Here is a 25,722-nt window from a genome sequence, read left to right as displayed (position 1 = left end):
AACCCGTGTTGATGACTATAACGAGCGCCTTTCGCACACATATTTTTGCACTCTCGATCAGTATCGTCTGTGCCACTTCTGCACATGCAGCCCCCGATGTAAGCCCTTACCTCGAGGCCAACAAAGCACTTCGAACCGGCAAAACCGACCAATATATTCAACTACGTCGCGCATTAAACGACGATCCGCTTTCCATATATCTCGACTACCGATATCTCTCACCTCGTATTTCCAACCAATCAGTGTCCACCGTGAACGAGTTTTTGAGTCGAGCAGAAGGCACCCCATTGGCATTGCGCTTGAAGCGCCGGTACTTGGCTTTGCAAGGTAAAAAAAGAAACTGGAAGAACTTTTTAGCGGTTAGCCCAACGGAGCCTACGCGCACCGAATTGCGCTGTTATTACCACCGAGCACTGTTGCAAAGCGGCCAAGCTGAGCAGGCCTATGCTGGGGCTGAAAGCCTATGGTTGAGCGGTAAATCGCAACCCAAAGCATGCGACACTTTGTTTTCAGAATGGGCCAAAGCAGGACAACGTTCCAATGATGATGTATGGCGACGAATGTTACTTACATACGATGCGCGTCAATCGTCATTGATGACTTATTTGAGCCGAAAACTAACCGGAGAATACAAAGCCAGCGGAGAAAAACTACGCGAGCTTTATCAAAATCCTCGCCGTATTAGCCGCTACAAAGACTTTAAAAAAGATACAGGGCGCAATCGTGACATAGTGAGCTCGGCATTGCGAAAGCTTGCTCGTACGTCGCCACAACAAGCGATTAAGCATTGGACTCATTATCAAGCTGCATTCAAATTTGAACGTGCTCAAGCATCAGAAATCACCAAACAATTAGTGCTTTATTCCTATTCAAGAAATGACAGCACAGCCAGTCAGTGGGCCGATCAACAACTGGCATCGCTACAAGTTGATCAACTCACCGATCGCCGCATTCGGCAATTGCTCCGCAAACAAGATTGGCAAGCCGTTGAGGCTCGCATCTACGATTTAAGTGAAAAAGAACAGCAAAGTGAACGTTGGCAATATTGGTTAGCGCATATTGAACGAAGCCGTGGCGAAGCACAAAAAGCAGATGAGCGACTAACTAAAATAGCCGGCAATCGAGGCTATTACAGCTATTTAGCAGCCGATATGATGGAAACGCCTTACCAACTCAATAAAAACGCAGGGAAAACCTCTGAGCAAGCCTCACACACTATTTTATCTGACGCAGGATTAAAACGAGTTGAAGCGCTGATTGCAGCAGATGAACCTGATAATGCAAACTCAGAATGGATTTATCTCCTCCGAAGAGCGAGCTCTGAGCAAAAAGTGGCTCTGGCTAACTACGCACTCACCCAGGGTTGGTGGCATATGGCCATCAACAGCGCGATTCAAGCAGGCGAATGGGATGACGTTACCTTACGCTTTCCACTGGGCTACGAAGAAGATTTTAAAACGTTTGCCAAAATGAGAAATGTTGATATCTCGTTGCTCATGGCGATTGCTCGTCGGGAAAGTACATTTAACCCGCGTGCGCGCTCGCCTAAAGACGCCCGAGGCTTAATGCAACTCATGCCCGCAACAGCGAAAGCAACGGCTAAAAAAATAGGGCTGCGTTACAAAGGGACAGAAAGCCTTTATCAATCAGAAACGAATATTCGCTTGGGCTCGGCTTATATCAAACAAGTACTGGGGCAGTTTAATCAAAACCAAATATTAGCCATTGCGTCTTACAATGCAGGTCCGCATCGAGTCAAGCGCTGGGTCAATGATGATACAACTCTGCCCTTTGATGTCTGGGTTGAAACTATTCCGTTTAAAGAAACACGCGCTTATGTGCAGGCAGTGTTGGCCTATCGAGTGATTTACGATTTGAAACTTAATGGTAAAACCACCTCCTCCATGCTTACTTCCAAAGAAAAAGCTGCCAAATATTAGTTGGCTTACACCGAATCACGTTGTTTGTGGAGACCACTAAACTGGCAACGTGATTTCTTTGTGTTCGACATGGAATACAGAAACGCAGTACATTCACAGTGTCACTTCAAATCAAGAACGGCCATGCACTATCGAATAATCGATTCAATTTCAGATGTTCTCGCGACTCAGATGCGCCAATGGAATCTGACAGGCAATCCATTTATATCGCCTGAGTTTTTGCGTAATTTGGAAAATCATGAGTGCGTCACAGCACAAACAGGATGGCAACCACACCATATTGAATTGTTAGATGACGATCGCTCAGTCGCCTTCATGCCATTGTATTTAAAGTCTAATTCTTACGGCGAATATGTATTTGATTGGAGCTGGGCCAATGCATACCACCAGCACGGCATCTCATATTACCCTAAGCTAATCACTGCAATTCCTTTTACACCTTCGAATGGCCCTCGAGTGTTACACCATGCCGATTACCCGCTGAACTCTCTGATTCCGGCGCTTTATCATGTGGTGCAGGAAGTGAGTCAGCAAGTGAGTGCCTCGGGCTGGCACTTATTGTTCACCAACGAGCAGCAACAGCAGCCGTGGCATGAGTTTGATAATTTAATCACTCGACACGACTGCCAGTTCCATTGGCATAATAAAAATTATGAATCGTTTGACGACTTCTTGGCTGCACTGAAGAGCCGTAAACGAAAACAAATACGAAAAGAGCGAGCAGCACTCAAGCAAAAAAACATTCAGTTTCAGCGTTTAATCGGCAACCAGATTGAGCCCGAACATATGAAGGCATTTTACAAGTTTTATCAATTGACGTATCAGCGTCACGGTCATGTAGGCTATTTAAACCCTGAATTCTTTGAGCAGTTGCGCCAACAAATGAGCGAACACATATTGCTTATTCGAGCGTTGGATGATGATGAGTGCATTGCCTCAGCTTTATGTTTATTCGACAAGTCCACGTTATATGGCCGCTACTGGGGCTGCCAAAAGGCTGTGGATGGACTGCATTTTGAAACCTGCTACTACCAAGGCATTGAATTTTGCATTGAGCAAAATCTCAGTCGATATGATCCGGGAACGCAAGGCGAGCATAAAATTTCACGGGGCTTTGAGCCGACCCAAACGTGTTCTTTTCATCAGATTAATCACCCTGAATTCGCACGAGCAATTGAGCGTTTTTGCCAGGAAGAAAAAGAGCTCATGGCGACACACATGGGAAGTTTAGTTCAGCAGCAACCGTTTAACGCCAACTCCAGTTGACAGAGTCTTGGCTGAGTGATCCTCGTCAAGGGATTGTATCGCAACCCAGTTAAGCTTTAGCATTTTGAGTCTAGGCACTTAAAACTAAGTCAATTCAGGCAGGCCAACGAGCCTGTTATGACGATAACAATAGATATAAGACTGAACGGCTTTACACGTTTAGCCCGCAATAAAGGCAATTATGCAAGCTTCAGAAACAAACCGGCCGATTCGCAGTTGGCGAAATATTTTAATATTTTTGATTCCTTCTTTCATTGGCGTGGCGCTCTTTATGGTGCCCGTACCTGTCGAAGACGGGCTCACAATCCCGATTGCGATCTTAGCCGAGCACATTAAGGCATTGTTGGGAGACAGTATGAGCTCGGTGATCACCTCTGTGGTGGTGATTGCCACGCTCGCGTCGGTCTTTACCAAATTAGTTGCCCCGAATTGGGTAACACGCGATCCCTTCCTCAATGCACTGCTCAATGTATCGCCCGTGTGGTTTGTGGTTCGGCTACTTGGTGCTGCATTTATCCTCATGACCTACTTTCAGATCGGCCCCGTTGAGATATATGGCGATGATACCGGGGCTTTAGTCTTGCATGAATTGATGCCTGTGCTGCTCGCTGTATTTATGCTCGCAGGATTGCTCTTACCTTTATTGCTCAACTTCGGTCTACTTGAACTATTTGGCACACTACTCACTAAGATCATGCGCCCTATATTCGGCTTACCGGGTCGCTCTGCCATCGATTGTATGGCGTCTTGGTTAGGTGATGGCTCTGTTGGCATCTTAATGACTAGCAAGCAATACGAGGCAAAGTTTTACACTCAACGCGAAGCGGCTGTGATTGGCACTACATTCTCTGCGGTTTCAATCACATTCTGTTTGGTGGTGATTGCTCAAGTGAAGCTCGAATATTTGTTTGTGCCCTTCTATTTAACGGTATGTGCTGCTGGCTTCGCTGCCGCGGTCATTGTGCCAAAACTCCCCCCGCTGCGCTGGAAGAAAGACTGTTACATTGATGAGTCTCCTCGAACGGCGGATCATGAAATGATCCCTCAAAACCATCATGTTTTATCATGGGGGCTGGAGCAAGCTTTAACCAAAGCTTCACACATTAAAAGCGTTCGCCAAGTCATTGGTGAAGGTCTCAAAAACGCAGTTGATATGGTCTTTGGCGTTCTACCTGTAGTCATGGCTATCGGTACAGTAGCTCTGATGATTGCCACTTACACTGAGATATTTGAATACCTCGGTAAGCCATTTTTGCCTTTGTTGGAGCTCATGCAAATTCCAGAAGCAGAAGCGGCCTCTAAAACCATCATGGTTGGTTTTGCCGACATGTTTATCCCATCAATCCTAGCATCAAGTATCGAAAGCGAGTTGACTCGATTTGTCATTGCAGCCATGTCTGTTACGCAACTCATTTATATGTCCGAAGTAGGAGCGTTGCTGCTGGGAAGTAAGATTCCTGTTAAATTATGGGAGCTATTTGTCATCTTCGTTTTACGCACTTTGGTCACACTTCCGGTGATTTGCCTAATGGCACACCTCATCCTTTAAGGCATTTGAAACTTCTCCGACGTCAGGCTGACTAATTTTTACATTTGTTTACATCAGCCTGACAGTACCTTACAGCAGCGTTGCGTACACTCGATCTAGTTTTAGCAAAAGATCGAGAAGTCCAATATGTTCAGCATGCCCCTTCAGAAATTTGTAGCCATAGGGCTAGCGACCTCCGTTTTAGCTGCTTGTGGCGGTGGCGGTGGTGGTTCAGATAGTGGCTCCGACGAGACCACGCTTCAAATCTACAACGCGTCTTCTAACAGCACCTATTTAAAGGTGGAGCTGGGTGATGAAGAGTACACCTTTTCGAACTTGAGCTTCGCAGATGCGACCTCTACGAGCACCATTGATAACGGCACCTACGACATTACAATTTCGGGGGTTGATTCAAATGGCGAATACGAAGAAGTCCACACCACAACCGGAAACGTTGATAAAAACAACCGCAACCTATTCGTATTTTCGGGCCCATATAACGACTTGCAACTGCACACTATTGATTTCAGTGTAAGTGACATTGAAGACGAGTATATGCGCCTGTTCATTGGCGATTTTTCAACAGACAGTACTGGTTACGATATCTACATTGGAGAGTCTGGAACCGGGTTTGATTTAGCTGAAAAGGTTGCTACAACACAGTATGGCTCCGTTGAATTAAGCGGTGAATACCTTGTTGATACCTACGATGTTTACATTACAGATGTAGCAAACGATGAAGTACTTTTCACCGCAGAAAGCGTTTCTATGTCTTCTGAAACGGCCTACTTTCTGCTGCTTCGAGACACATTTGGTCCAAGTGATACGGGGATTGCACTCGATAGAGTGACCAGTTCCACTACCGTTTATCATTATGAAGATAGCTATGGCGACGCTCAATTCCGTATCATTAGTGCCTATCCAGAAACAGTCAACATATCACTTCAAAGCGGCAGTGCTTCGTTTGACTATGACGACGTGGAAACCGCAGAAACAACGCCATATAAAGTGGTTGAATACAATGACTACAGTGTCACAGTGACAGATTTAGATGACCAAGTACTAATTAACAATGTGCTATTGAGCTTGCCGCAAAACGACACTAAAGCGGCGGTGATCTATGTGGATGAAGAAGGTCATGCAAAGGGCTTATCCTTTGACGAGTCAGTGCGCGAGCTTGCCTATCAAAGCGACCTTAATTTCGTCAATTTAGCCAATGACATTGAACAAGTAGATGTTTATTTTGTGGCGCCGGGTGAAACCATAGAATCCACCAACTACAGCTTTGAAAGTGTTGATTTTGAAGAAGTCGAAAATGGGGTAATTCCTACCGATAGCTATCAAATTACAGTCGTTGTCGACAATGATGATGATACTCAGTTCATGCTGTACCAATCAGACATGATCGAATTTGATGACGACAAAAACTATTCACTTGTCCTCTACAAAGACGATTCTGCGACATTCGGTTACAACATGGTATTTGCAGCCGAGTAGGCAAACCTCCCAGTCTGGCATTCGAGACGGGCAACCTCTGTTCATGTCAGATTGGGAATTTTCACTCACAGCAACTAAGGCGAATAGATTTAGAGTATTTAACCTACTCCAACCAGATAAAAGTCAATAACAATTGGGTTAAATAGTTGGTAATTTGTTACTGAACATAAGACTTGTTGTTACCAGCCTGTACTGGCGACTTTTAACAATTGAACACTTTTTATTCGACTCTATAAATTAAGTGTGATCCAACCCTTAGAACGCCCATATCCTTACATAACTTTACAATCAGCTGACACTTCTTTACACCGCTCTCAATAGACTAGCCGCTCACTAGTGTTCCCTTAAAAATTGAGTAATCACATATGGTTAACAAATCTGTTTTCGGCTTTACAGCTGTCACGCTAACCGCTTTGATGATATCTGCCTGCGGTGGCGGTGGCGGAGGTGGTAGCGACTCCTCTAAAAATCAAACCTCATTGCAGGTTTACAATGTTTCTCCCAATAGCACCGCTTTAAAAATTGAGGTGGGTGAAGACATTACGTTTTCAAATCTTGTGTATGCAGATGCCACATCAACGTCGACGGTTGATCATGGTGATTATGAAATTGTTGTTTCTGGGATTGATGCAAGTAATGAATATGAAGAGGTGCTCTCAACCAGCGGCTCAGTTGCAAAAGATGACCGCAATTTATTTATCGTCTCAGGTGACTACAACGACATTCAATTCAACAGCATTAACTTTGATTTAGATGATCTTGAAGACGACCACTTACGCTTGTATGTAGGTGATTATTCAACCGGTAGCACTGGTTACGACATGTATTTAGTGTCGAGTGGAGAAGGTTTTTCAAATGCAGAAAAAGTCACAACGACTCAATATGGCCAAGTCGGTTTAGTGGGAGATTTCAGTACCGAGACCTACGATGTTTATATTACAGATACTGGCACATCCGACATTGTTTTCACAGCTGAAAGAGTGTCGATGACGAGCGGAACCTCTTACTTTTTGATGTTGCGTGATACCTTCGGCCCAGGACAAGCTAAATTTGCGCTTGACCGTGTCACCAGCTCTACATTAGTTGTGTCGTACGAAGATAATTATGGTGATGCTCAATTCAGAATGCTCAACGCATACCCTGAAACTATTTCTACAGAAATTAAAAACAGCGAAACCAATATTAAACACAGTAATATTGCTGCCGGTGACTTCACTTCTTATGAAACGGTTCCATACAGCGATTACGGTGTGACTGTAGACGACTCCAATGGCGATCAACTACTGAATAACGTGCTTTTGAGCTTGCCACAAAACAGCACCAAAGCTGTGGCCATTTACCGCGATTCAGACGGCAACGCGAAGGGAATAGCCTTTAACGAATCGGTTCGTGAATTAACTTATCAAAGCGACATTAATTTCATCAATCTCGCTGAAGACTTAGAGACGGTAGATGTTTACTTTGTGGCTGATGGCGGCACAATTGACACGACTCCATATCACTTCAAAAATTCAGATTTTGAACAAGTGAAAAACTCAATGCTGCCAACCAATGATTATCAAATCACGATTATTGAAAATCGTGATGACAATACTCAAATCATGGTTTATCAGTCACCTATCTTTGAACTTGATGATGATAAAAACTACACATATGCACTCTATAAAGATGCAAGTGCAACCTACGGTTACAGCCTAGTAGTCGCTGCTGAATAGGTTAAAAGTATTTAGAATCGTTTAAAGATCAGTAGTCGATTGTTGGCAGGCATGCTCATGTCTGCCAACAATTTTATCCGATACTGATACGCAAACTCTGTCATCGCTTCAATGTCTCGAATACCTCTTCGTGCATCATCTTCTTTTAACCACGCATCAAAGTCAGCATTGCTCTGGCTCGTATATTGACCCGCAACATTAAAAGGTCCGTATTGAAACCAATGTCCTCCTCGAGGAAGCATGGCACTGATGCCTTTGATCATGTCTTGAACCCGATCCCAAGACATAATGTGTGCGGTATTGGCTGAGTACACGGCTTCCGCCTTAAACTCATGCCAATGACCATCTTGCACATTGAGGTTGATCGGATGAGCAACATTATTAGCCCTAGATTCTTCGATCCATTGTGCAATGCCAGAATGATTGCACTCTAAATCTGAAGTCTGCCATTGCAAATGTGGCAATTGAGCTGAAAAATACACAGCATGCTGACCCGTTCCAGACCCTATTTCTAGCACGGTAACGGGATCGGGCAGATAAACTTTAAGCTGTTCTAAAATATAATTTTTATTATTTTCGGCCGCTTGGCTATAAGGTTTCAGTTGCACAATATCTCTCACTCAATCGCTTGTCTCAAGCCCATATGATGTCGTTCTATGACAAGCGATTGATGCTAGCGTTTCAACGCCTAAAAAACCATCCCCACCAGACGTGGCTTTGAGTATCAGTTAAATCCCACCCCGAATGTGCTGGCGCACTGATTGTTGATAAAAACGAGTCAGCAACAAGTGCATATCAGAGCTCAGAGGCGCAAGTTGTGAAACCGCAGCATTACTCTTTACTTGTTCAACTTTGCTTGCCCCGGCGATCACACTGCTCACTGCAGGTTGATCAAGTAACCATCTCAAAGCGACCTGATGGAGTGTCATATTGCTAGGTATCAATGATTTAAGCTGTTCGGCCAGCACAACTCCCGTATTAAACGGAATGCCATTAAAGGTTTCACCCACGTGGAAAAAAGCCCCGTCTTTGTTGTAACGGCGATGATCACCTTCATCAAACGTCTGTTGTGCCGTCATCTTGCCCGACAATAAACCACTCGCTAAAGGCAAACGAACAATGATCCCAACATTATTCTTGAGCGCTTCGGGCAACAGTCTTTCCGCTGCATCTTGGCGGAAGACATTGAAAATCAATTGCAAACTCGCCAACTTTGGATGCTGAATAGCAAACAAGCCTTCTTCAATCGTCTCGATGCTCGCTCCAAAATGACGTATCAGACCTTGCTGCTGAAAGTCTTCCATCCACGCCAGCAAGTCACCGCCCATCAGTACATCTTTGGGAACACAATGCAATTGTGCCAAGTCAATCGCTTCCACTTGTAGCCGTTTAGCCGAGGCCTCCAAATTCGCCTTCACTGCCGCTTTGCTGTATTGATTCGGATATAGCGCTCCATCGCGCCCGACCTTGGTGACAACCACTCGCTCTTGTTCAAGCTGTTTCTGAGTCCAATCGCCAATACGTTGTTCACTTAATCCACCGCCATATACATCTGCAGTATCCCAAAAATTAATGCCAGCGTCTGAAGCTGCAGCCAAAATATCTGAAGCTGTATGCTCGGCGACAGGTCCAAAATCACCCCCCAATTGCCAGCAACCCAGTCCTATTTCCGAAACTTTAAAGCCCGTCTTACCCAAAATTCGATAGTTCATACCTGCCCTTCACTGGTTGTTAGTTAACAAGGCGATAAAGCAACGCCCGAGGTGACCTAAAGTTATGATGCACGCATAGTATAGGGCAGCTGACATTGGTTATAATTAGCCATTAATTTACATCATTGGTAAGCTAAATGAATCAATTTAATATCAACGGAATCTCAGAGTTTATTGTGGTGGCAGAGGTTAAAAGTTTTACCGAAGCTGCTGAACGCTTATCCATATCACGCCCCCGAGTCTCTCAAATCATCGCCCGCCTTGAACAAACAATGGGGGTTCGTTTAATTGAGCGCACAACACGTTCAATGCAACTCACCGATGCCGGTGAGCGCTTTTACCAACACGCAAGTAGAGCAATTGAAATGCTACATCAGGCGCAGCTTTTAGCCGTAGAAAGCAGCCAGCACTTGTCTGGGCGTTTGCGTATTAACTCAGTCGGAGGAAAATTTGGAGAGGAATTGCTGGCACCGTTAATACTTCAATTCTCCGAGCTTCACCCACACATTGACGTACACCTAGATTTTGCCAGCCATCACGTTGACATTATTGCAGAGCAGTATGATCTAGCCATTCGCATGGGCATGTTAGGCGATTCCTCTCTTGTCGCTCGGCCACTAGCGCATGTGAATAGCTACTTATGTGCATCACCCAGTTATATTGAGCAGCACGGTACAATCGACCACCCAAAACAACTGAATCAACACCAAGTCATTCATGGCTCTGTTGTACGATGGGCATTTAATGGGCCAAATCAACAGCGCGCAGAAATCACGGTCAAAGGAAAGTTTATTTGCCCCAACGGACATGTGCAACGTGCCGCTGCGCTCAGTGGAAAAGGGGTTGCTCGGCTTCCAGGTTACTACGTAGAAACCGACATTCGCAAAGGCAGATTAGTGAATGTATTAGAGCATTGGCATAGCGCCAAGCTCCCCATTAACATTGTCTATCCTAAGCCCAAATTTAGGCAGCTGAAAGTCCAACGACTCATTGAATTTTTAATTCAGCAGCAACATAGGTTAGGTATATAATTCTATTATGAATCAATTCTCTGCTGCATTTGAGTACGATATTTCTTCGGCGTAATTCCAAATTGCTTCTTAAATAACGCGATAAAATGTGACGGGTTGGAGAAGTTAAGCTCGTAACTTATTTCAGTAATTGAGGCTTTCTCTTGGCTCAACATGCGTGCTGCACTGTATAGCTTGTGACGAATGGTATATTCCGAAAAGTTACACCGGAATACGCTTTTAAATAAGCGCGAAAAATATGATGTAGAAATATGACAAAGCTCTGCGGCTTCAACCAGCGACATATCCACATGAGCACTGTGCCGAAAAAGATTAATAACAGCCTCTAACTTGACGTAACTCTTTGATAAATGGATAGGCTGAGTATGAGGTGGCGTGACGGGAATGGCATGTTCCACGAGCCAAATTATCAATAATTTCAATAGCGTTAAACTCTGATTACTCAACGGATTTTGTAAATAGCTGTATTGCAGCCAAGACACTTGTTGTTTTAAAAAAGTGAGATGTTCACCTTTTAATCGTAAGTGCATTCCTTGGCGTAGGAAGGCAGCTTCTTTTTCTAAGCCGGGTTGTGTTAAAAATTCGGGCAAAAACTGAATGATAGACCAAGACTTGGCTTTGTCTGAAAGCTCAAAATCATGCGTTTCAAGACTGGGCGTAAACACCACATCATCATCCTCTAAAGCCGATGTGCCCTGACCATAAAAGTAAGAACCTTCTATGTGGTCAAAAACAATAATTTCATGCACTTCATGAAAATGCATAAAGCATGAGTAATCTGCATTTTCATCGTAACTGACTTGGTGTATTTCAAACTGAACCCCTTCACGAATACAAAAAGGCTCACAATAAACTTCAAATTTGTTCATGAAAATTGCTCTAGCTCAAAACAACTGTACCGCATGATATTAACATTACATACGGAGAACTAGCTCAAATTTGCACAAAAACCCCTTATAAATGTCAAATATCTAACACATTTTTACTCTTTCCTGTCAGATCTCCTTTTTATTCCGTGTTCCAATGTAACTCGTTCATAACCCCCAACGCCCTATTTGGAAAAGACTCATGTTGAAATCTCGCGCAATTGTGTCCAACGGACAAGGCCAATATCGCCTAACAACCTTGGACATTGGCCAACCAAATGCTGGTGAAGTTCAGGTCAAAATTAAAGCCTCTGGTATTTGCCATACTGATTGGGACTCAATTCAAACGTGGAACAAAGAGTTTGTAGTGGGTCACGAAGGTGCAGGCATTGTCACCGCCGTTGGTGATCAGGTCACCAACGTTGCTGTGGGTGATCATGTCATTTTGAATTGGGCTATTCCATGCGGAAATTGTTTTCAATGTCACGAAGGTAACCTGCATATCTGTGAGAACAACAGCCCTGTATGCGGATGCGATCTAGAGGGCCATGCCCATCCAGATGCTTGCCACGAAGAGCGATCGCCGATGGAGCGTTCGTTTCATTTAGGCACCATGAGTGAGTATACCGTGGTGAAACAAGAAGCCGTGGTGAAAATGGATCATGATGTGCCCTTCGCCTCCGCATCGATTGTAGGCTGTGGTGTGATGACGGGTTGGGGATCGGTTGTGAATGCCGCCAAGCTACAAGCGGGAACATCTGCCTGCGTCATCGGTTGTGGCGGTGTAGGACTCAATGTTATTCAAGGAGCTAAGCTCTCAGGCGCAGCCATGATCATTGCCATTGATATTAGCCAAGAGCGGCTAGACCAAGCGATGAAATTTGGTGCGACGCATGGCATTATTGCTGAAACGGATGATGTGGATTTTCAACGCGTGGCTGCCAAAGTCAAAGCTCTCACAGGTAAGAGAGGTGCTGATTATGCATTTGAATGCACCGCTATTCCTGCGCTTGGCTCTGCTCCTCTCGCACTTATTCGTAGCGCAGGAACAGCAGTTCAAGTCAGTGGCATCGAACAACGCATTGATTTTAATTGCGAGCTGTTTGAGTGGGATAAAAAATACATTAATCCGCTCTATGGAATGTGTAATCCAGAGCGAGATTTTCCTCGTATCTTGAGCCTTTATAAGAACGGTAGTTTAAAACTAGATGAGCTCGTCACTAAAACCTACACTCTCGAGACCATGGAACAAGGTTTCGACGACTTGCTGAACGGCCGCATCGCGAAAGGCGTCGTGCTCTTTACAGATTAGAAGCAGGAAAAGACATGACTATTTGCCGACTTGAAGTTTCGAATCCAGCATTCACGCCTGACAATACTCAGTTTGTGACCGTGCATTCATCTCATTTAAACCGTAGACACGATGTATCTATCTACAACGTCAATGCACAAACAGAGAATGTGCCCATCATTGTTTTAATGCACGGCGTTTATGGAAATCATTGGGTTTGGATGGGGCTCGGTGGCATTCATCACGTCTACGAGCGCTTGCGTTCCGAACATAAAATTTCTGAGTTTGTATTGGTCATGCCTTCGGACGGAGGTTTGCGCGATGGTTCCGCATACTTACCCACCAAAGGACACGGCAATTATGAACAGTGGATTATGGATGACGTTATCACAGCGGTACAAAAAACCGTTGAGAATGTCACAATAAACAGCCCTCTTTACCTAAGTGGGCTCTCCATGGGCGGCTACGGCGCATTAAGGTTAGGCGCCAAATATGCTGAGCAAGTGAGCGGCATATCAGCTCACTCGTCTATCACAGACTTGCTTGAACTGACCGAGTTTGTCGATCATTCACTTGATGCTTACGATTGCCGCAATCTCCATGAAAGTAATATTGTGTATTGGATGAACAAAAACAAAAACAAACTTCCGCCCATACGCTTTGATTGCGGTCGAGAGGATATTCTTTACTCAGGCAATATACGTTTCGTTGAAGAGCTAAAATCAAATGGTATTCCACATATCTATGAGACATTCGAAGGAGAACATAGCTGGGAGTATTGGCACACCCATATCGTTCAAACCTTTGAGTTTTTTAGTGACATTCAAACTCATCGCCGATAACCTTCAAGGCATCTGGCGAGTCGTCCATCGGCTCGCTTGATAACAACTTAGTATTCCACCCCCTATACGTCCCGCCAATGACCGTTACAACAGTGCCTGAAGCAAAGAAACGACGGTTTACCCCCTATTTACGAGAGTCTGTCGTTCTAATAGAGTTACTTAACAAATAAGAACCTTGCGAGCTCAGGTGGCGCAGCGCACAGTTGTGATGACTTAGCCGAGTACCGCAATCGACTAACCAATTATTCCATTTAGCTATCTCGTATTGTGAGTTCTACTAAGCCATCTTTTGGGCTTCGACACGACAGAGCAATTTAAGAATGAAAAGAACTGAACGCTGGCTTTTCAATCATCAGAACAAGCACCGAGCACTTGCACTCACGTGCGTTACTTTGGTTTCGACTTGGCTTTCTTCACCAGTTCATGCCGCTACTGAAGCTCAATCAAGTTCTCAGAAACCTATGAATATCTTGATGATTGCTGTGGACGACTTAAACCATTGGGTGGGTAATCTTAACCGCAATCAGCAAGTAAAAACGCCAAATATCGATGCCTTAGCGTCGAAAGGTATGAGCTTTCAACGCGCCTACGCGCCGGCGGCAATTTGCAACGCTACGCGTTCAGCTATGATGACGGGGTTACGCCCGAGTACATCTGGCGTTTACTCAAATGGACGTGATTGGCGCTCAGTAGTTGGGCCTCATCGCTCGTTGCCAGCATTTTTCAAAGCAAACGGTTACAAAACGCTAGGTGGTGGCAAGATATTCCATAAAGATTCCGTTGCTCGACTGGAAGAATGGGACTACTACTACTTTCAAAACAAGCACCCAGAAACATTTTCGCTCTCGACTGAAGAGCAAGCGGAAGTCGATGCTAGAGGCCCCGAGAAAAATAATCGCTATAAAATCGGCAAATTACCAATTTCAGAACTTGCTGGCGGAGATGACGTGCTCAATGACTACCACGTTGCTCGCTGGGCATCAGCAGAGCTGTCGAAAACACATGAACAACCGTTTTTCATGTCTGTGGGAATCTTTAGACCGCATCTGCCATGGGCTGTCCCTAAAAAGTATTTCGAAATGTACCCGGAACAAAGCATTGAGCTTCCTCCCTACAAAGAAGATGACTTAGCTGACCTTCCGAAAGGAAAAAATAAGCCTGCTGTCGAACACACCATGATTTTAAAAGAAGGAGGCTGGAAACGTGCAATTCGAGCTTACTTAGCGTCGGTGACATATGCTGATGCTCAGGTTGGGCGTGTACTCGAAGCGTTGGAAAATGGCCCGAATAAAGACAACACCATGATTGTGTTGTGGGGAGATCATGGCTGGCACTTGGGAGAAAAACACCGCTGGCGCAAATTTGCGCTATGGGAAGAAGCGACTCGTACGCCTTACATATGGGTTGTTCCAGGAGTGACGACTCCGAACAGCGCCACAGAAACCCCTGTAGATCTGCAAAGCATATGGCAAACCATGGCGAATATTAGTGGGTTGGATGCACCTAATTACGTAGAAGGTGAAAACCTAATTCCATTGCTCGAGAATGCGAATGCATCTTGGCATACACCAGCATTGACGACGCAAGGTTACAAGAACCACGCAGTTCGATACAAGCAGTTACGCCTCATTCAATATGCCAATGGCACAGAAGAGTTTTATGACCATAGCGTGGATCCGTACGAATGGGAAAACTTAGCGGGCCAACCTGCCAAGCTCGCTCCTTACGCCGCAGATATCGCGAAGATGCGCAATTATTTACCCACTCACAATCGCGAGTGGAACGAGGCATCAAAACTATACGGCGGCGATCCTGCTTATGCAAAATTTAAGAAAACCAAGATGGTTGACACTAACGACTAAAGGCCTAGAAGTATGAAACACCTTATGAAAAAAAGTCTCGGCGCAGTAACAGTTGCAACGGCCTTGATCACTGCTCCCTTCTCGGCTATGTCGGCCGAGAAGCCCTACAATGTATTAATGATTGCGGTGGACGACTTAAACAATGAAGTCGGCGCTTGGGGCGGCAAAGCCATTACGCCTAACATCGACAAATTGGCAGCTCAAGGCACTCAATTTCAAAACGGACACGCAGTCGTCCCTGCTTGTAATCCTTCACGAGTGGCAATACTAACGGGAAAGCGTCCAGAAACGACCAAGCAGTACACCAATGCTGGAAACTTTAGAAATATTGCAGGCAACGAAGATATGGTGACACTGCCAGCGTACTTGCAGCAACAAGGTTACAACAGCATTGCAGCAGGAAAAGTGTTTCATCACCCTCGAGGGAAGCATGATGAACCGAATAAATACTCCGATGATCGTTCGTGGACACATCAAGCGAAAGTAAGAACAGGCACTTCAGGTCACGGCGACTATAAAGACGCCAAAGGCAACGCAAAATGGTTAAATGGCGAAACGCAATACAATGGCAAAGAGTTTGGCCGCTACCTCAATCAATTTGCCGTTTGGGGGCCGATTGATACTCCCAAAGAAAAAACTGGCGATTTTGAAACCGCTCAGTACTGTGCCAACTTTATGAACTCTCCCGCATCTCATGAGAAACCATTTTTTCTATCATGCGGGATCTTTCGTCCTCACTCTCCTCAACTAGCGCCTCGTGAATTTTTTGACTTGTATCCGATTGAAGACATTGAGTTGCCATTGGATCCACACGAAGATATTCAAGATTTGTCCAATTATGCTAAGCGCAATTTTTCTTCCCCTATGGCTGAGAAAATTATCAGTCAGCCCGAGGAATGGAAACGCGCGATACAAGCATATTTAGCATCAACCAGCTTTGCTGATGCTGCCATTGGCGTCATGCTCGATGCGCTTGAAGCGAGCCCACACAATGACAACACCATTGTTGTTCTCTGGGGTGATCATGGTTGGCAATGGGGTCAAAAACTCCGATGGGAGAAGTTTTCTCTTTGGAGCAAAGGCACTAACACACCGTTCATAATCAAGGCCCCTGGCCTCGCCCCTGTGATCGTGGAAGATCATGTATCGTTACTTGATGTGTGGCCTACGTTAATGGAGCTCATGGATCTTTCAACGTCAGAAAAGCTAGAGGGCAATAGCCTTGTTAAGCTCATGAAAAACCCGAACGCTCAATGGGAAAAGCCTGCGATTATTACTTATAACAAGGGCAACAATTCAGTTCGTTATAAACAGTGGAATTTCATTCAATACAAAACAGGTGGTATCGAGCTGTACGACACTTCAAACGATCCAGGCGAGCGTACCAACCTTGCAACGAGTAACGCAAAACAGCACACAGATATCATCATGAAGTTAAGAGCTTGGATACCTAAAGCCTAAATACCTCAGCTAGAATTTCAACTCGAATTAAATGCCGTTCTGACCATGAACGGCATTTTTGTATGAGCACAATTCTTTCCGTTTGCATGACCTTTAAATATGTTCCTTCACTTGGAGCACAAATATAGATTCCCCCCTTTATACGAGGAATATTCAAGAGCTTCCAAACAAACCGGGCTGCCCATCTCCGCACTGGGTAACTAACATCACACATAAGCCTTGAATCTTTCCAACAACAGTTAGATGACCATTGCGCTAGCGCAATGGTTCTGGATTGACAGCATCAATACAATAAATACAGAAATGAGAGATGAGAAATGACGAGAACATTCGAGCCTTGCAGTGCGTACCACTGCAAGGCTCTTGAATAAGAACAAGCGCGTGAAATTAATTTAATGAAGACGACGTTTGACGTAACGCACTAACTTCCACGCATGACGCCCAAATGTGTAGTCATAAGCTAGAAATAAAGCAATGAACGAACAGAACATGATCCACTCAGGCACAGCAAGCAATTCGCCAACAACCCCCACAGTACCAATAGCGAGTGCCATGAATCCTATAATCACAAGCGCTTGGCGACCGGTGAAGCCCATTCGTTGAAACAAATGATGCAAATGTGTGCGGTCTGGCTTAAACGGGCTCTGCTTCTTTCGGATGCGACGCATAATGGTTGAAACTGAGTCCATCAATGGTAATGCAATAAGCCACACCGCTGTAATGGGCCGGAAGCTAATATTGTCGCCATGTGTGGATTCAATCAATAACCACACAACCGCAAAACCTATCAACATGCTTCCCGCGTCACCCATAAATATCTTTTTACCGCTAGCACTTGTAAAGCACAGGTTGAAGGTAAGATAAGGGATCAGTGCACCAACAATTGCCACCGCAACGGGTAAAAATGGATGCCCGCCAGAAAAGAGCATTAAACTTACAATGCCGCCAACCGCGACCAGTGAATGCACGCCCAGTAACCCATCAATTCCATCCACCATATTGAACGCATTGATTGCCGTCACAATGGCTAACACTGTCACAGGCACCGCTAAAAATCCGAGCTCTATGTTCCCAAGGCCGACAATATCGCCAAAGTAACTCAAGCTCAGGCCTGTACCAATCATCATCGCGAGAGAAACCAAAGTTTGAATCGATAATCGAGCCGTCGCGGGTACATCAAACTTGTCATCCAATGCGCCAATGACAACTAAAATGCCTGAGCACACTAACCATAGCTTAATACGCTGTACTTCCGCGGGTAACATTACACTGCAAATTGCCACCGAAGCATAGAGCGCAAGCCCGCCGATAAGGGGGACGGTTCCTTGATGACGCTTACGCTGATTAGGAACATCAACCAAACCTACACGAACAGCAAAAGGCCGTAATGCCTGAATACAGACAAACGATGCAGCAATTGCAATCATCAACACAACAAAAACAGTGTTCATAAAGCTCCAAAGCTTATACTGTCTAATCCTTTAGACAGTTCTCAAAAGTAAAACATAAGCAAAACATCAAAACCATTTGCTCATTGGTCAGGTTTTCGCGGTCATTTTTTGTCGCTAAATGCGTAACGAATTAAAACAATACCAACCGCTAACATGCCGCCTAGAAGTGTAGCCAAAATGCAGATTAAAGCCCGTTTTGGCTTCGACTTTTCTTCTGCAATGACTGCTGGGTCTACCGTTTTAAACACGTATTCATCCCGAACCTCGGCCAGCATAATCGTTTTTGTTTGCTCTTCAACCAACTGAAAGAATATTTTTTGCATTTCAGCATAAGACGTTTCTTTGAGTTTTTCGGCTAAGAAATCGATAGAGCGTTTTGCTTCTTCTGTATCGAGCGCGCGAATATGATTGTTAATATCCACCACAAGCCAATCAACCCATTGTTTGGCCAATGTGGGTGAATAAAATTCAAAACCAAGGGTCACATAGCCAGAAGCTTTGTCTTCAGAAATTTGCAATCGTGAAGTAAACGCTTTATGTGCTTGCCATGCTGATGGTTCTGGTGTTTTTGGTAATTGAACTTCCCTCAGCCAAACCTTAGATTGCTCGTCATATACACTAGGATCTAACACTAACGAGTCTGTTTCCAAATTCCAGCCTTTCGCGGCCATCAGTGGAACTAGAATGTTTCTTCGTTCAATAAAGCTTGCAACAAACTTACGGGACTTTAACACCTGTTGAGCGAGAAGAGCTTTGTTATCGCCACCGCCACCGCCCAAACTAATGCCCGCTAAACTCGCAAGGCCACCCAATTGTCCCATTCCACCCATTCCGCCGCCAGATTCGCTCACTGGCGCCAGCAATGCTTCAGCTTTATATTCATTAGGTTGGGCTAAAGCATAAAGTACTCCAGCCGCAGCAAAGACAAAGGTAACTGCGATAATTAACCATTTGCCTTGCCAGATTGCACTCCACAGCTCACGCAAATCAATTTCATCTTCTGCGCGCGAGTCCTGCCAAGCATATTGGCCTTGTAGTGTTTGCTGAGGCAGTGGCTGTTGACTCTGCATGTTTTGATTTTCGGTCATCTACATTAAATCCCCGAAATAGCAGCAATCGCAACCGCTGTATTATATACGATGCCAGTCACAGTGCTCCACAATGTTAGGTTATCCATGTATTCAACATTTAACGGCACAACCACGGTATCGCCCGGAGAAATATCAGCATCTGTTGACGCAAACCAATGACCGCTTTGAGGAAGCAATACCTCACCGTTTGCTTTAATAACATAAATACGTTCGTCGTCAGCTTGCTCTCTAAGCCCACCACTTCTAAGAATATAATCATTCATGCTCATGCCAGCACTATAGAAATGAGTGGTTTCAACTTGAACTTCGCCAATCACACTGACCGAATTACGCTTTGGTGGGACAACCAGCACATCACCATTCTCTAATGCGACATTATGCGATTGGTCACCCGAAATCATAGCAGACATATCAAGTACGAGGCGTCCAACAGGATCAGTAGCTGAAATATCAGCAATGAGTTGTTGCATGGTTTCGTAGTCACTCAAAAGCGATACATTCGACCCTTTATGGGTCCGAAGTGCAATCCCCGCTAATTGTTTACGAAGCTGCTCTCCCATTTGCTCGAGCTGTTGTTTCTCGCGTTCTTTAATCGTCTCTCGGGTGAACACAGCCCCTTCAACGGATGCAAACTGAGTAAACCCTCCAACTCGCGCGATCACATCCATTAAAGTCTCACCACGCTTGATGGTATAAGTACCTGGATACTTCACTTCACCTCTGATGGTCACCACAGGATTACTCTGCCAACCCGGTACGGTCATGACATTGACCACATCTTTAGGCTGAATTAGCGGATTACTTTGCTTGGGCCCCAAGTAGGCATCAGCAATATTGACCGAGAAGTGAAGTGACTCCACTTCGTTACCATTGATTAAATGGAGGCGAGTAATTTCTGCTTTATTCACATCAGCAGATTCAACCATGCCGCCCGCTGCAGCAATCATATCAACCAAACGGGCGCCTTCGGAAAGCGGGTATATTCCTGGAGCTTTCACCGCTCCGCCTACCTGCACTAACTTGGCTAATTCACCCGCGGTAGCCTGTTGTTTTAAACGCACGATGACTAAGCTAAGCAACTCCCCGCGACTAAATGTCTTGGCCGCGTTTAATAGCTTCCTCCGCTCTGCAGGGCTGGCGTTATGAAGCTGCAAAAGCTCATAAGATCGGGCCGAAACCACAACGTTTTCAACGATTCGATAGCCTCGGTCTCCTTTACCCGCCGAGGCCTCTCCGATGACTTCACTACTAGTTTTGTCCTGCATAGTATGCTGTGTAGTATGCTGTGTAGAGCTCTCGCGTTCACTTTTTTCTTGTGCTTGGAGTGCTTGTAAGAATCGAGCATCATCCGCAAGAATGACGCCTTCAAAACTGTCATCGGATGCTCCGAGGTTAAAGCGATTGAACAAAATCACGCGGTCTTTGTTGCTGAGTCTGATGTCATCAGCGCTATTAGGACGCGACATGGCTTTTGCCAGATTCACGTTTTGAACCGTCACCTTCCCACCGTCAGCCGCCTCTGAAATAACCAGCGCATAATCCAAGTCAGTGGATGGCAATACGCTCGATTCAAATGAGGGCAAAAGGTTCGACACTCTCATCCCTTGAGACCAAGCATGGTAGCCCGGGTGGGCAGCGGCTCCCATCAGCAAAATACCGTTCTCTAGGCCTTTTTTCGCTGAGCGAACTTCAATATAGTCGCCACCTGAGAGCTGATGCGACAGCGCAGACGGCTTTGTCAAATCCAAGCTTACGACCTGCTGAACCTTACGGCTGTCATACCCTGTGAGTACACTTTTGCGAGGATAAGCGTTTGGCAATAACCCTCCGGCCATGCGAACAGCATCTGCCACGGTTTCACCGTTTTTAAGTTCGTAAATAGCTGGGCGCCGAATTTCACCATCAATCGTCACAGAACCACTTGATGGCGGAATAAACACCACATCGCCAGGCAATAAGCGCGCGTCATCAGTTGTATCGCCCTTAAGCAACAGATCATAGAGGTCCAGCTCACTGACCAATTGACCATTACGCTTGAGTTGAATTCGGCGCAATGAGCCAGTTTCAGCAATGCCACCAGACAAATAAAGCGCATGTGAAATATTGGATAAGGCACTCACGGTGTAGAGCCCCGGAGTATATGCATCGCCGAGCACAAACACTTGGATAGAGCGAAGCTCGCCCATGGTGATACTGCTTCGCACGCCGATCATCTGCTCTTCAACGCGTTTAGCAATGGTCTGACGCGCCTCACTAAAGGAGCTACCCGCAATGGACACAGGGCCTAATTCTGGAAAATCGATATTCCCGTCTCGGTCGACCTGAAGTTCCAACTGCTCGTTTGTTTTGCCAAATAACTGCACCTTAATAATGTCACCAGGGCCTAACAAATAATTGGTAGGAACGGGTACGTTAGCCACCTGAGCAAATGTGCTAGGAGTGCCCGCAAACAAGCTATAGCCAAAACGCTGGAGTTCAGGTTCTATGGCTTGCTCAGATGTAATGTCTGATCTGGACGGCTGGGGAATTTCGCGTGCTTGCACAGGAGGTAATTCTGGCTCTTCAATACGAGTACTTTGAGCGCCAGTAAGCTGGGATACGTCTATGCCGTAGGATTTAGCCAGCTGTTGCTGCTGCGCAGGTGGAAGTCGTTTAAATTGCTCCATCTGAGCGGGAGTCGGATTGGCGGCAAGCACAGCTGAAGACACAACTATACCTGAGAGAGACACTAACAAGGCCGCACCGCGGCAATACTTCTTCAACAAATCCATAATAGCTACAAGTCTTTATATTGCTTTCATTAAACGCCAAGCAGGATCATCCCTACCACAAGCAATTTTAGTATTTACCGTACCCAGAAACAGTAAGTTACCACTGTCACGAGCCATCGTGCTTTAACAACCGCAACATGTGAGAGCGGCATTTGCATTCCATGCATTTAAAGTAGCTCAAAATCAATAATTTGAGCGACTGAGTTATAAAATAAAGGGGAGCATCGGCATAATTACATCAACAATTCATCCCGAAATTAAGCTATTTAGATAGGCTCCGAACTCCCCATTCTTGGCGCGTATCCTACGGGGTTGGGATAAACTTGTCTAGCAACATAAACTTTCTCATAACAACTGTGACGAATCCCGAATCGTTAAACAATTCAACAAAAAACTTGTCGTCAGCTCTTGTCAGTAAACTTGATGTAAACCAAGGATGCCAGCGGTCATGAGGCGGGCGCGTTGAATTATTGCAGTGCTTTAGGTATAACCGAGCTCTTGCTGCTCATACTTTCATGAATAGCTAAAGCACTATAAAAACTATAATCATAAACTACCGACACAAGAAAACCGGGAATTATACAAATGAATCAACTACCTACCAATAAGACAATGTTCGGGCATCCGGCAGGCTTGTTCTTATTGTTTGGCACAGAATTGTGGGAACGATTTAGTTACTATGCAATGCGCGCCATTTTAGTCCTTTATCTTGTCGATAAAGCTCATGGTCTCGGCTGGTCTGAAGCTGACGCTTTGAGCCTCTACGGCACGTTCACCATGTTGGTTTACCTTACGCCACTCATTGGTGGCTGGTTAGCAGACAACATCATTGGACAACGAAAAGCTATTTTAATCGGTGGTACCTTAATGGCCGCGGGGCAATTTACGCTCGCCGCACCACATGCTTGGATACCCGGCGCTGAAGTAACTGTTTTTTATATTGGCTTAGGCCTTTTGGTCATGGGTAACGGCTTATTCAAGCCTAATATCTCAACCATGGTTGGCGACTTATATGAAGAGGGTGATCATCGCCGCGACGGGGCATTCACCATTTTCTATATGGGTATCAATGTGGGCGCATTCCTGTCGGGTATTATCGTCGGTACTGTTGTTGCTGCTGCAGGCGGTAGCTGGCAAGCAGGCTTTGCCTGTGCAGGTGTTGGCATGGTGTTGTCGCTCCTCATCCAAATGACATTTGCTCAAAGGTTGCTGGGCGACATCGGTAAGGTCCCGTCAGCTAAACTGTCCAAGCAACAGCAAACGGAAGAACGTAAATCGCCATTAACCTCAGAAGAATTTGATCGTATTAAAGTCATCTTCATTTTGGGTGTGTTTACCATCATTTTCTGGGCTGGATTTGAACAAGCCGGCGGTCTGATGAACATATACGCAGATCGATATACAGAGCGCATGGTCGGCAGCTTTGAAGTTCCAACCGCTTGGTTCCAATCAGTCAACGCGTTTTTTATTGTTTTATGCGCACCTATCATTGCTGTGATTTGGACAAGAATGGGCGACAAAGAACCGACATCTCCCGTTAAGTTTGCACTTGCCCTAATCTTGCTTGCAATTGGTTTTGTATTCATGATCGGTGCAACCATTCAACAAGGTGGTGATACATCGGTTAAAACCAGCATGATGTGGCTCATCGCAGCATATTTTTTCCATACATTAGGTGAGTTGTGTTTATCGCCAATCGGTTTGTCAATGGTCACCAAATTGGCACCGCTTCGTTTGGCGTCGGTATTGATGGGAACTTGGTTCTTCTTTACGGGCCTTGCAAATTATGTGGCAGGCTTTGTCGGCTCATTTATTGGGCATGGTGATGAATCCAATATGGTTGATAACGCAATGTCAATTTTCGCAGGTATTGCGATTACCTCGGTCGTGTCTGCGATCATCTTGTTCTTGATGGCCGATAAGCTCGTGTATTGGATGCACGGCGCAGAAGGCCAGCAACACGACAAATTGGAAGAAGAACTTGAGGGTGCGGCAGAGCACCAATAACCACTTCATTTCATAAATAATTTAAGGCCGCTAATATACCCGCGGCCTTCTTTAAACCTTTACCACCTCAATGTAGCCAAACACCTTGCCAATGAAATAAAGTACACCTAACACATGCATAGTTAGGTCAACCCACTGAATGAATACCCGCATATTACTGATTACGGGGGGCGCTGGTTTTATCGGGACTAACTTTATTCGATACTGGTTACATACATACCCAAAAGATAAGTTAATCGTCCTTGACTCTATAAGTTACGCCTCAAATATCAAAAACTTAGAGTTCGCGAAAAGCTCTCCTAATTTTTCTTTTATTCAAGGAAGTATTAATAATACGGTATTAGTCAAATCTCTGATTGAGCAGCACAGCGTCAACACCATTGTTCATTTCGCCGCAGAATCACACGTTGATCGCTCCATATCCTCACCAGACCCATTTATTGAAACAAATATTGTCGGGACCTACTCGTTATTGAAAGCAGCGAAAGCGGTATGGCTTGATGGTAACCATTGCTTGCCGCATCATTTCCATCATATATCCACTGACGAAGTCTTTGGCTCGTTAGCCGACACTAGTCGCCCCTTCAATGAGCAATCTCGCTATGCGCCCAATTCGATTTATTCAGCCAGCAAGGCGGCCTCAGATCACCTCATACGTGCATTTCATCAAACTTACGGTATGAAGGTCACAACCAGCAATACTTCCAACAATTTTGGACCTTACCAGTTTCCGGAAAAGCTAATCCCCTCGGTGATCACTAAATTACTCAATAATCAGTCGTTACCGATCTACGGTGATGGCCAGCAAACACGAGACTGGCTTCATGTTGCCGATCATGTATACGCGACCGACTTAATATTAAATAAAGGTTCTATTGGCGAAACTTACACCATAGGCGGCAACTCGGAAAAAACGAATATTTACATCGTTGAAACGATTTGTAAGTTGGTCGACCAAGCCTTTCAACAAAATCCCATGTTAAGTCAACAATATCCGAAAGCACGAAGTGCGATAAGCGGCTCCAGTGCAGATCTTATCGCTCACGTTGTAGACCGTTTGGGTCATGATAAACGCTATGCAATAGACAACACCAAAGCCCAAATAGAATTGGGCTACGCACCCAAAATTGCGTTTGATGAAGGCCTTAAAGAAACGGTAGATTGGTACATCAACAATCCCCATTGGTGGAGCAAGCCCTTGTAGCCGCGCCTTCGACGCGCAACTCCTATACCCATGCGCGAGTCCCTCAACCACAATAGCCTGAAACGCAAAAAAGCCCGACTCTTACGAATCGGGCTTTCTCTGAAAAGGTGCCTGGCGGTGACCTACTCTCGCATGGGGAAACCCCACACTACCATCGGCGCGATTGCGTTTCACTACTGAGTTCGGA

Annotated in this window: 18 protein-coding genes and 1 rRNA gene; 12 read left to right on the top strand and 7 right to left on the bottom strand. The window is 45.2% G+C overall.

Translation table 11 applies throughout. The features are described from left to right. The first annotated feature begins 11 nt into the window (after positions 1–11). The 5 genes from NAF29_RS07505 to NAF29_RS07485 all read left to right on the top strand — a co-directional run bounded on the left by NAF29_RS07505 (position 12) and on the right by NAF29_RS07485 (position 7,946). Complete coding sequence (locus tag NAF29_RS07505) at positions 12–1,940, top strand: transglycosylase SLT domain-containing protein (RefSeq protein ID WP_251261421.1); 1,929 nt, start codon at positions 12–14, stop codon at positions 1,938–1,940. A 123-nt stretch (positions 1,941–2,063) separates the two neighbouring features. Next, positions 2,064–3,206: a GNAT family N-acetyltransferase gene (locus NAF29_RS07500; RefSeq protein ID WP_251260965.1), complete on the top strand. Its 1,143-nt coding sequence runs from the start codon at positions 2,064–2,066 to the stop codon at positions 3,204–3,206. Positions 3,207–3,387: 181 nt separating this feature from the next. Next, a complete protein-coding gene (locus tag NAF29_RS07495) occupies positions 3,388–4,755 on the top strand; it encodes a YjiH family protein (RefSeq protein WP_251260964.1) in 1,368 nt (455 codons plus the stop codon). A 126-nt stretch (positions 4,756–4,881) separates the two neighbouring features. After that, positions 4,882–6,231 carry a hypothetical protein gene (locus tag NAF29_RS07490; RefSeq protein ID WP_251260963.1) on the top strand — a complete coding sequence of 450 codons (1,350 nt, stop codon included), beginning with the start codon at positions 4,882–4,884 and terminating at the stop codon, positions 6,229–6,231. A 365-nt stretch (positions 6,232–6,596) separates the two neighbouring features. After that, on the top strand, positions 6,597–7,946 hold the full coding sequence (locus NAF29_RS07485) for a DUF4397 domain-containing protein (RefSeq protein ID WP_251260961.1): 1,350 nt from the start codon (positions 6,597–6,599) through the stop codon (positions 7,944–7,946). Positions 7,947–7,957: 11 nt separating this feature from the next. Here NAF29_RS07485 and NAF29_RS07480 read toward each other — a convergent pair whose 3' ends face one another. Beyond that, the gene (locus NAF29_RS07480; protein WP_251260959.1) at positions 7,958–8,554 is read right to left on the bottom strand and encodes a DUF938 domain-containing protein; all 597 of its coding nucleotides are present in this window, start codon (positions 8,552–8,554) and stop codon (positions 7,958–7,960) included. A gap of 120 nt (positions 8,555–8,674) precedes the next feature. Then, positions 8,675–9,658, bottom strand: a complete 984-nt coding sequence (locus NAF29_RS07475) for an aldo/keto reductase (RefSeq protein ID WP_251260957.1) — start codon at positions 9,656–9,658, stop codon at positions 8,675–8,677. 137 nt (positions 9,659–9,795) lie between these two features. Between NAF29_RS07475 and NAF29_RS07470 the strand changes: the two genes are divergently transcribed. Next, positions 9,796–10,689, top strand: coding sequence for a LysR family transcriptional regulator (locus tag NAF29_RS07470; protein ID WP_251260955.1), 894 nt, complete (start codon positions 9,796–9,798; stop codon positions 10,687–10,689). Between the two features lie 5 nt (positions 10,690–10,694). Here the strand turns inward: NAF29_RS07470 and NAF29_RS07465 are convergent, their stop codons facing one another. Next, positions 10,695–11,558 carry a helix-turn-helix transcriptional regulator gene (locus NAF29_RS07465; protein ID WP_251260953.1) on the bottom strand — a complete coding sequence of 288 codons (864 nt, stop codon included), beginning with the start codon at positions 11,556–11,558 and terminating at the stop codon, positions 10,695–10,697. A 199-nt stretch (positions 11,559–11,757) separates the two neighbouring features. On the opposite strand from NAF29_RS07465, the gene NAF29_RS07460 reads away from it, so the two are divergent. From NAF29_RS07460 to NAF29_RS07445, 4 genes are all read left to right on the top strand, one after another. Beyond that, positions 11,758–12,867: a Zn-dependent alcohol dehydrogenase gene (locus NAF29_RS07460; protein WP_251260951.1), complete on the top strand. Its 1,110-nt coding sequence runs from the start codon at positions 11,758–11,760 to the stop codon at positions 12,865–12,867. A 14-nt stretch (positions 12,868–12,881) separates the two neighbouring features. Continuing rightward, complete coding sequence (locus NAF29_RS07455) at positions 12,882–13,688, top strand: alpha/beta hydrolase (protein WP_251260949.1); 807 nt, start codon at positions 12,882–12,884, stop codon at positions 13,686–13,688. A gap of 320 nt (positions 13,689–14,008) precedes the next feature. Beyond that, complete coding sequence (locus tag NAF29_RS07450; protein ID WP_251260947.1) at positions 14,009–15,550, top strand: sulfatase; 1,542 nt, start codon at positions 14,009–14,011, stop codon at positions 15,548–15,550. A 24-nt stretch (positions 15,551–15,574) separates the two neighbouring features. Beyond that, on the top strand, positions 15,575–17,011 hold the full coding sequence (locus tag NAF29_RS07445; protein ID WP_251260945.1) for a sulfatase: 1,437 nt from the start codon (positions 15,575–15,577) through the stop codon (positions 17,009–17,011). A 392-nt stretch (positions 17,012–17,403) separates the two neighbouring features. Here the strand turns inward: NAF29_RS07445 and wecA are convergent, their stop codons facing one another. The 3 genes from wecA to NAF29_RS07430 form a co-directional block, all read right to left on the bottom strand. Then, positions 17,404–18,462: a UDP-N-acetylglucosamine--undecaprenyl-phosphate N-acetylglucosaminephosphotransferase gene (gene wecA / locus NAF29_RS07440; protein ID WP_251260943.1), complete on the bottom strand. Its 1,059-nt coding sequence runs from the start codon at positions 18,460–18,462 to the stop codon at positions 17,404–17,406. A gap of 101 nt (positions 18,463–18,563) precedes the next feature. Then, the gene (locus NAF29_RS07435) at positions 18,564–19,550 is read right to left on the bottom strand and encodes a Wzz/FepE/Etk N-terminal domain-containing protein (RefSeq protein WP_251260941.1); all 987 of its coding nucleotides are present in this window, start codon (positions 19,548–19,550) and stop codon (positions 18,564–18,566) included. Between the two features lie 5 nt (positions 19,551–19,555). After that, a complete protein-coding gene (locus tag NAF29_RS07430) occupies positions 19,556–22,324 on the bottom strand; it encodes an SLBB domain-containing protein (protein WP_251260939.1) in 2,769 nt (922 codons plus the stop codon). Positions 22,325–22,909: 585 nt separating this feature from the next. Here NAF29_RS07430 and NAF29_RS07425 point away from each other — a divergent pair. Both NAF29_RS07425 and rfbB read left to right on the top strand, forming a co-directional pair. After that, entirely contained in the window at positions 22,910–24,331 is a 1,422-nt protein-coding gene (locus tag NAF29_RS07425; RefSeq protein WP_251260938.1) for a peptide MFS transporter, read from the top strand. A gap of 139 nt (positions 24,332–24,470) precedes the next feature. After that, positions 24,471–25,535 carry a dTDP-glucose 4,6-dehydratase gene (gene rfbB / locus NAF29_RS07420; protein ID WP_251260936.1) on the top strand — a complete coding sequence of 355 codons (1,065 nt, stop codon included), beginning with the start codon at positions 24,471–24,473 and terminating at the stop codon, positions 25,533–25,535. 109 nt (positions 25,536–25,644) lie between these two features. Here the strand turns inward: rfbB and rrf are convergent. Continuing rightward, positions 25,645–25,722: ribosomal RNA gene (gene rrf, locus NAF29_RS18485) — 5S ribosomal RNA — on the bottom strand; the annotation flags it as partial.

The organism is Echinimonas agarilytica (assembly GCF_023703465.1).
In the GTDB taxonomy this organism is placed as follows: domain Bacteria; phylum Pseudomonadota; class Gammaproteobacteria; order Enterobacterales; family Neiellaceae; genus Echinimonas; species Echinimonas agarilytica.
Note: the sequence above shows the minus strand (reverse complement) of the source record. Positions and strands in the feature narration are given on the sequence as shown.